The following is a 7,123-nucleotide window of genomic DNA, read 5'->3' on the forward strand; positions in this document are numbered from 1 at the left end:
GCAGCGTTCGCTGCGGCATGGGTTGCTGTTGCCAACGATAACTAAAAAATCAGGAGCATGACTGTGCGCACCAACACCCCGATTGCAGCCCGTTCCATCGTTCTCATTCCGCTGCTCGGCGCCTTCGCGGCGCCAGCCATGGCGGTGCAGGTCACCGATAACCTCGACCTCGGCGGCGCCGTCCGGGCGCGTTGGGACTATGATCCGGACCGAGACATCCAGAAGTTTGGCCTGGACACGGTGTTCCTCAGCGCCAAGTACAACTCCGACACCTGGATCGGCGAGGCCCAATACCGCTTCTACGGACGTTCCTATCCTTACCAGTACACCAAGAACTACGGCGATATTCAGTTCGCCAAGTTCGCCTGGGTCGGCTACAAGTTCAATCCCGACCAGCAAGTGCAGGTGGGCCTGAATACAGTGCCGTTCGGTTTGCAGCCGTACTTCGGCAGCACCTTTTACGAAACCCTGGGCAACGTCATCGGCCTGGAAGATGTGCAACAAATCGGCGCCAAGTACATCCAGCAAAGTGGCGACTGGAACATCCAGGCCGGCTACTACCTGCGCCCGGCGTGGCAAGGCAAAGGCACCAGCAAAGGGGTGACTTACTCCAGCGTGGTGTCCGGGGCCGACAGTTACGTGGGCGATGGCAGCGACAACCAGGAACGCAACACTGTGGTGGTGCGGGTGGCCAAAGCCCTGGACCTGGGGGGGTGGAAGTCCGAAATAGGGATCTCCGGCCTGACCTCGACTCTGGAAAACAAGGACACCGACAACGACGGCCGCCGCAACGCCGTGGCCGTGCACTACCTCGGCAAGAACGGCCCATGGGGCGTGCAACTGCAAGCGGCGCGGCAACAGATGTCGCCGCGCAATCCCGGCAGCGATGAAGTGGTCACACTCGGCGGGTACGACGGCACCTACAACGTCGCCAGTCGAGGCAATTTGTACGTCGCCGACCTGAGCTACGACGTCGCCGGTAAATACCTGTTCGATCAGATAAGCGGTGTGAAGCTATACGCCAACTACAGCGCCTTCGATAAATCCGCCGACGCGTTCAAGACGTCGCAGCGGTTGATCCTGGGGACCTCGTTTTCCTTCAGCAAACTGTGGATCGCGACGGAATGGTTGTACGGCAAAAATGATCCGTACATTGGGGGCAGCAGCTACACCCAGAGCCTGGGGGCCGGGGGCACTGACCACTGGGAAAACCAGCTGTACATGAACATTGGGTATTACTTCTGACCCAGGTGCTTTGTTGCCCTTGAAGGCGCCTTCGCCAGCAGGTTCGTCTCCACACCACAGGTTTGGCGCATAACGTGTGGGAGTGAGCCTGCTGGCGAATAACAGACAGAACACTTGCATCAGCCCATCACTGATGGAGTCACACACGCACCAACCAATATCCACCAAAAACAATAAATCTGCCCACGCATTTAATGCGTAGAAGGCCGTTTCGGAGTCACCCTTTCATGCGTCAACTGCCCCCGCTCAACATGCTGCGCGTCTTTGAAGAAGTCGCGCGGCATCGCAGTTTCAGCCAGGCGGCTTTGGGTCTGAACGTCACCCAAGGCGCGGTCAGCCGTCAGATCAAGCAGCTCGAAGACTATCTCGGCGTGGCGCTGTTTATCCGCACACCCCAAGGCCTGTCGCTGACCCAGACCGGCCTCGCCCTCTCCCCTCAATTGAGCGATGCCTTCGACCACGTCGAACGTGCTTTGCAAGCGGTGCGCGTGCCCAACCTGCGCCAACGCCTGCGCATCGTTGCGCCACCCACCTGGGCGACCCGCTGGTTGTCGGCGCATTTGCGCGCGTTCTGCCAACGCTACCCGGACATCAGCCTCAGCGTGACCCACCAGAACGGCAACGACAGCCTCGCGGAAACCGACTGCCACATCCGCTTCGGCCTTGAGGCGGCCAACCATTGCAGCAGTCAGTTGCTGGTGATGGAGCGGCACATGGCAGTGGCCAGCCCGGATTTGTTCGTCAATGGCCAGCCGCCGGATCTGCGGCAGTTTCCGCTATTGCACATCCTGCACGATGGCAAACGCTTGAAGGTGTGGGAGAACTGGTTGGCGGTGATGGGCCGCGAGGATGTCGATGCCGCGCAAGGGCTCGAATTCAGCACGCTGGACCAGGTGATCCACACGGCGCTGGCGGGGGGTGGGTTGGCGGTGATTGACCGGCAAATGATTGAAAAGGAACTGGCAAATGGCAGCCTGCAGCCGATCACACCGGTGGAAGTGCTTGGGCCTTATGGGTATTGGCTGGATGTGGCGAATGATAAGCAGGGGTTGTCGAAGGTGCGGTTGTTTACGCAGTGGTTGGGGTTGGTGAGTAATCCTTGAACCATCGATATACCAATGTGGAAGCAAAACCGCCCCCACATTGGAACGGTAGTGGGTTTCAGATCGGGGCTGCGACCTTGGTCGTGACAGGCTCCGCGCGCTCCGCCGGGGTCTGCGCCTTGCACGCCTGGCTCAATGTCAGGGATTTGGTTTCCGGTGCCCAGGCCCAGGAAATCATCGCGCCCAAGGCCAGAATTGCCGCCAGAATGCCCATGGTCGGGCTCAACCCCATCCCGGCCACACTCACCGGCAACAGGAAGGTGCTGACCGCCGAGCCCAGGCGACTCACCGCCGTCGCCAGGCCAATCCCGCTGGCCCGCACTTCGGTCGGAAAGCTCTCGGCCGGGAACACGCCCACCAGGTTGCTTACCGCTGACAACACCAGCGTGAACACGCCAAACACCAGCACCATCAGGAAGGCCGCGCTCCCCGGCAACGCCGCCAGCAGGAACAAGGCTACTGCGAGGATGATGAACGAATTGATCAGGAACCCTCGGCGCGAGAACTTCACCGTGCACCAGATGCCGATCAATGCGCCGAGGATCAGCAGCAGGTTCAGCATCAATTCAGTGCCAAAACCCTCTGCCAGGCCCAGCTTCTGCAGAATCGACGGCAGAAAGGTGTAGATCGCAAAATACGGCATCACGATGCAGACGAAGAACAGGCAGTTGAACGCGGTGCGCTTGCGGTATTCGCGGCTGAACAGCACCGCGTAGCCGGAGCGGGTTTCGGTGGAGCGGGTTTCATCGAGTTCGACATTACCGCCCAGGTGTTTTTTGACAATCGCCCGAGCTTCGGCGATTCGCCCCTGATTGACCAGCCAGCGCGGTGACTCGGGTGTACCGATCCGCGCGATCAGGATGAACGCTGCCGGAATGGCTGAAGAGGCCAGCATCCAGCGCCAGGCGTCATCACCGAGGTTGAGCATCGCGGTGCCGACGAAGGTCGCGGCGACGTAGCCGAACGTCCAGATAACGCTGAATGAACCGAGCAACACGCCCCGGTGTTTTTTCGGCGAAAACTCGGCGAGCATCGCGTGACCGACGCTGAAGTCGCCGCCCAGGCCGATACCGATCAGCACCCGGCAGAGGAATAGCTGCATCGCGGTCTCGGCATAGAACTGCATGACCGATGCAACGGTGATCAGGACAAAACTGACCAGGAAGATTTTCTGCCGCCCGACCTTGTCGGAAATCCAGCCGAAGAACAGGCTGCCAACAAACAGGCCAATCAGTGCCGAAGCGCCGATCAGGCCTTGCCAAAAGGCATCGAGGTGCATCTGCGGGCTGAGCAATGTGAAAGCAATTCCGATCAGGCCCAGGATGTAGCCGTCGGTGAAATGCGCGCCGAAAGTGAGACCGGCAATTTTAATGTGGAAGCGCCCAATGGGCAGGTCATCGATCTTGATCGATTGAGCGGACATGTTCGTCTCCAGTTGTTGTTATTGACGGAGAAATGAAATCGATAGCGCTTGAACCTGTGGGAGCTGGCTCGCTCGCTCCCACAGAAATTGCCGTTGGGGACTAGAGGCCGCCCATCAACAGGTATTTGATCTCCAGGTAGTCTTCCAGGCCGTACCTGGAGCCTTCGCGCCCCAGGCCCGATTCCTTGATGCCGCCAAACGGCGCGACTTCCGTGGAGATCATGCCTTCGTTGATCCCGACCATGCCGGCTTCCAGGCCTTCAGCCATGCGCCAGACGCGACCGATGTCGCGGCTGTAGAAGTACGCCGACAACCCGTAGGGCGTGTCATTCGCGCGTTGCAATACGTCGGCTTCGTCCTTGAAGCGGAAGCACGCGGCTACCGGGCCGAAGGTTTCATCCTGGGCGATCAACATCTCGCTGTTGGCTTCGGTGAGGATGGTCGGTTCGAAGAACGTGCCGCCGAGTGCATGGCGACGACCGCCGCACAGCAGTTTGGCGCCCTTCTCCAAGGCGTCGCCCACATGCCGTTCAACCTTGGCCAACGCTGCCGTGTTGATCAGCGGACCTTGCTCGGTTTCACCGTCCAGCGCACTGCCGACGCGCAGGGCGGCGACTGCTTCGGCAAGTTTGCCGGTGAAGACTTCGTAGACGCCGTCCTGGATAAAGAAGCGGTTCACGCAGACGCAGGTCTGCCCGGTGTTGCGGAATTTCGAGGCCATGGCGCCTTTGACCGCAGCGTCCAGATCCGCATCGTCAAACACAATGAATGGCGCGTTGCCGCCCAGTTCCAGCGACACTTTTTTCAGGGTGTCCGCCGCTTGGCGCATCAGCAATTTGCCGGTGCGGGTGGAGCCGGTGAACGACAGTTTGCGCACGATACTGGAGGCCTGCAGTGCGCCGCCAATCGCCACCGCGTCACCCGAAACGATGTTGAACACGCCGGCCGGAATGCCCGCCTGCTCGGCCAACACCGCCAGGGCGAAGGCTGACAGTGGCGTTTCTTCTGACGGTTTGAGAATCATTGTGCAACCCGCCGCCAGCGCCGGACCGACCTTGCGGGTGACCATCGCCAGCGGGAAGTTCCACGGGGTAATCGCCGCGACCACACCGATGGCTTCCTTGACCACGATGATTCGCGCGTCGGCCTTGTGGCTGGGAATCACGTCGCCATAAGCGCGCTTGGCCTCTTCGGCGAACCACTCCAGAAAACTCGCGGCGTAGACCACTTCACCCATGGCTTCAGCCAACGGTTTGCCCTGCTCGCGGCTGAGCAAGGTGGCGAGGTCTTTCTGGTTGCTCAGCATCAGTTCGCTCCAGCGCTTGAGGCACTGGCTGCGTTCTTTGGCGGTCAATTTTCGCCAGGCCGGCAAGGCACGGTTGGCCGCGGCGATGGCGAGGTGGGTTGCTTCGGCGCCGGCCTTTTGCACGTCGGCTATCACATCGCCATTGGCCGGGTTCAACACCGGATAGGTCGCACCACCGCTCGACCATTGGCCGTCGATGAAATTGCCGTTACGGATCAGCGTGCTCATGCCACAGCCTCAGTCAGGGTAAAGCGTTCCAGACCCGGGCGGGCCGAGCGCAGGATGCGTTTGCCGGCGGTGTAATCGTTGATCACGTCGCACGGGGTGTAGTTACGTTCCAGTTCCTGCAGCTCTTCGGCATCAAGTTTGGTCTCCAGCGCCGCCAGGGCACTGTCGAACTGCGCAGTGGTGTCAGCGCCGACCAGCATGCAATCGACGCCCGGATGGTTGGCGACCCACGCCTGAGCGATCTGCGCATTTGCCACGCCACGGGCACGGGCCACGCGTTGCACCGAACGAGCGATCTCGTACGAAGCGTCGTCGCTGTACATCTGCTGGGTGAAAAAGTCGGTCTGGTTGCGGGTCGATTGCACGTCGCCGGTCAGCAAGCCGCGAGCCAGCGGGCTGAACACCGAGACACCAAGGCCCTGATCGCGGCAGAACGGAATCATCTCGCGCTCTTCTTCGCGGTAGGCGCAATTCAATTGCAGCTGCATGTTGATCGGCTTGACCCAGCCACTGCGCTCGCAGGCCATGAGGATCTTCGCCAGTTGCCCGGTGAGCATGGTCGAAACGCCGATGTATCGAGCCTTGCCGGAACGCACGATGTCGTTCATCGCACTCATGGTTTCTTCAACCGGGGTATTCAGGTCGAAGTAATGCAGCATGAACACATCAACGTAATCCATGCTCAAGCGCTTCAGCGAGGCGTCGATGCTGTCCATGATGTGCTTGCGCGAATGGCCGCTGGCATTGATGCCGTTACGGGTGCCGTAACCGACTTTAGTGGTGATCACAAGGTCGTCGCGACGGGCCAGGCGCTTGACGATCCGCCCCACCACTTCCTCACCCACACCGGCGGAATAGAAGTCTGCCAGGTCAATGAAATTCACCCCGTTATCGAGTGCATGGGCAACGATGGGCTCACTTTGCTTTTCATCGAAGATCCACGGTTTCCAGTCCGGGGTACCCATGTTCATGGTACCCAGGCACAGGCGGGAGACTTGCAGGCCGGAGTTGCCCAAACGAATGTATTGCATGGCGCAGACCTCAGGCTTTGGGGGTGTAAAAAGGGTTGCTGATATGCGCCACCACATCCGCCAGCTGCGCGGTTTCCGGCTTGCCCGTCAGGGCGGCGCGGATGGCGGTGCAGCAGGCGTTGTAGTTGTTCAGGTACACCGCATCGAGATCATCGCAGGCCGGGTTGACCCAGTTGGCCGTCACGATTGCCCACTCGTCTTCGGCTTCCGGCGGCAAGGTGCCGTCCAGCAAGGCCTCTAACACAGCCTTGGCAATCCCGGCCTGGGACGCGCCCCAAGTGGCGTTACCATGTAAGTCGCTGTTGATCGCAGCTTTGTTGACGTAAAGGGTCATCGGCTTGACCGGGATGTTCGGTTGGGCGATCACCATGAACGGGCAATGCCCCTGGCTCGGCGACGCCAAGCTGGTGGCAAACGCCTGCCCCGCATGACCGTTACGCGGGCCGATCAGAATGTTGATGTGGGCGGCGTTCACACCTGGGCCTTCGAAACCTTCACCGATGTAGAGGTCAAGTTCTTTCATTGGGGGGTACTCTTGGATTTATTTTGGGCGATCAGACGTGCACGCGGATCACGAAGATCGCGGGACAGACATCGGGATGTCGGAGAGCGCAGCGATGGGCTGGCGTGGACTTGACAGTGAGGATCAGTCATTTTGCAAACGCTCTTTTTGTTGTTGATGAGCTGTGTTTGCGTTTTTTTAACACTGAGGGTTGGCGGGGCTGTAACCAATAAAAATCATGGGGGTATGAGTTCAAATCATATCCGGGCAGGCTCGCAGACCACA

Annotated in this window: 6 protein-coding genes; 2 read left to right on the forward strand and 4 right to left on the reverse strand. The window is 59.9% G+C overall.

The genetic code is table 11. The annotated features are described in order from the left end of the window. The first annotated feature begins 57 nt into the window (after positions 1–57). Both L4G42_RS23305 and L4G42_RS23310 read left to right on the forward strand, forming a co-directional pair. The gene (locus tag L4G42_RS23305; protein WP_237261241.1) at positions 58–1,245 is read left to right on the forward strand and encodes a hypothetical protein; all 1,188 of its coding nucleotides are present in this window, start codon (positions 58–60) and stop codon (positions 1,243–1,245) included. Positions 1,246–1,472: 227 nt separating this feature from the next. Further along, entirely contained in the window at positions 1,473–2,348 is an 876-nt protein-coding gene (locus L4G42_RS23310; RefSeq protein ID WP_237253884.1) for a LysR substrate-binding domain-containing protein, read from the forward strand. A 58-nt stretch (positions 2,349–2,406) separates the two neighbouring features. On the opposite strand, the gene L4G42_RS23315 is transcribed toward L4G42_RS23310, so the two are convergent. The 4 genes from L4G42_RS23315 to fae form a co-directional block, all read right to left on the reverse strand. Further along, positions 2,407–3,771, reverse strand: coding sequence for an MFS transporter (locus L4G42_RS23315; RefSeq protein ID WP_237253883.1), 1,365 nt, complete (start codon positions 3,769–3,771; stop codon positions 2,407–2,409). 100 nt (positions 3,772–3,871) lie between these two features. Then, entirely contained in the window at positions 3,872–5,305 is a 1,434-nt protein-coding gene (locus L4G42_RS23320; RefSeq protein ID WP_237259670.1) for an NAD-dependent succinate-semialdehyde dehydrogenase, read from the reverse strand. Beyond that, positions 5,302–6,336 carry an aldo/keto reductase gene (locus tag L4G42_RS23325; protein WP_237253881.1) on the reverse strand — a complete coding sequence of 345 codons (1,035 nt, stop codon included), beginning with the start codon at positions 6,334–6,336 and terminating at the stop codon, positions 5,302–5,304. The genes L4G42_RS23320 and L4G42_RS23325 overlap by 4 nt, the downstream gene beginning before the upstream one ends. A gap of 10 nt (positions 6,337–6,346) precedes the next feature. Then, positions 6,347–6,859 carry a formaldehyde-activating enzyme gene (gene fae, locus L4G42_RS23330; protein ID WP_237253880.1) on the reverse strand — a complete coding sequence of 171 codons (513 nt, stop codon included), beginning with the start codon at positions 6,857–6,859 and terminating at the stop codon, positions 6,347–6,349. Positions 6,860–7,123 lie beyond the last annotated feature (264 nt).

It is taken from the genome of Pseudomonas petrae (assembly GCF_021728295.1).
GTDB classification, from domain to species: domain Bacteria; phylum Pseudomonadota; class Gammaproteobacteria; order Pseudomonadales; family Pseudomonadaceae; genus Aquipseudomonas; species Aquipseudomonas petrae.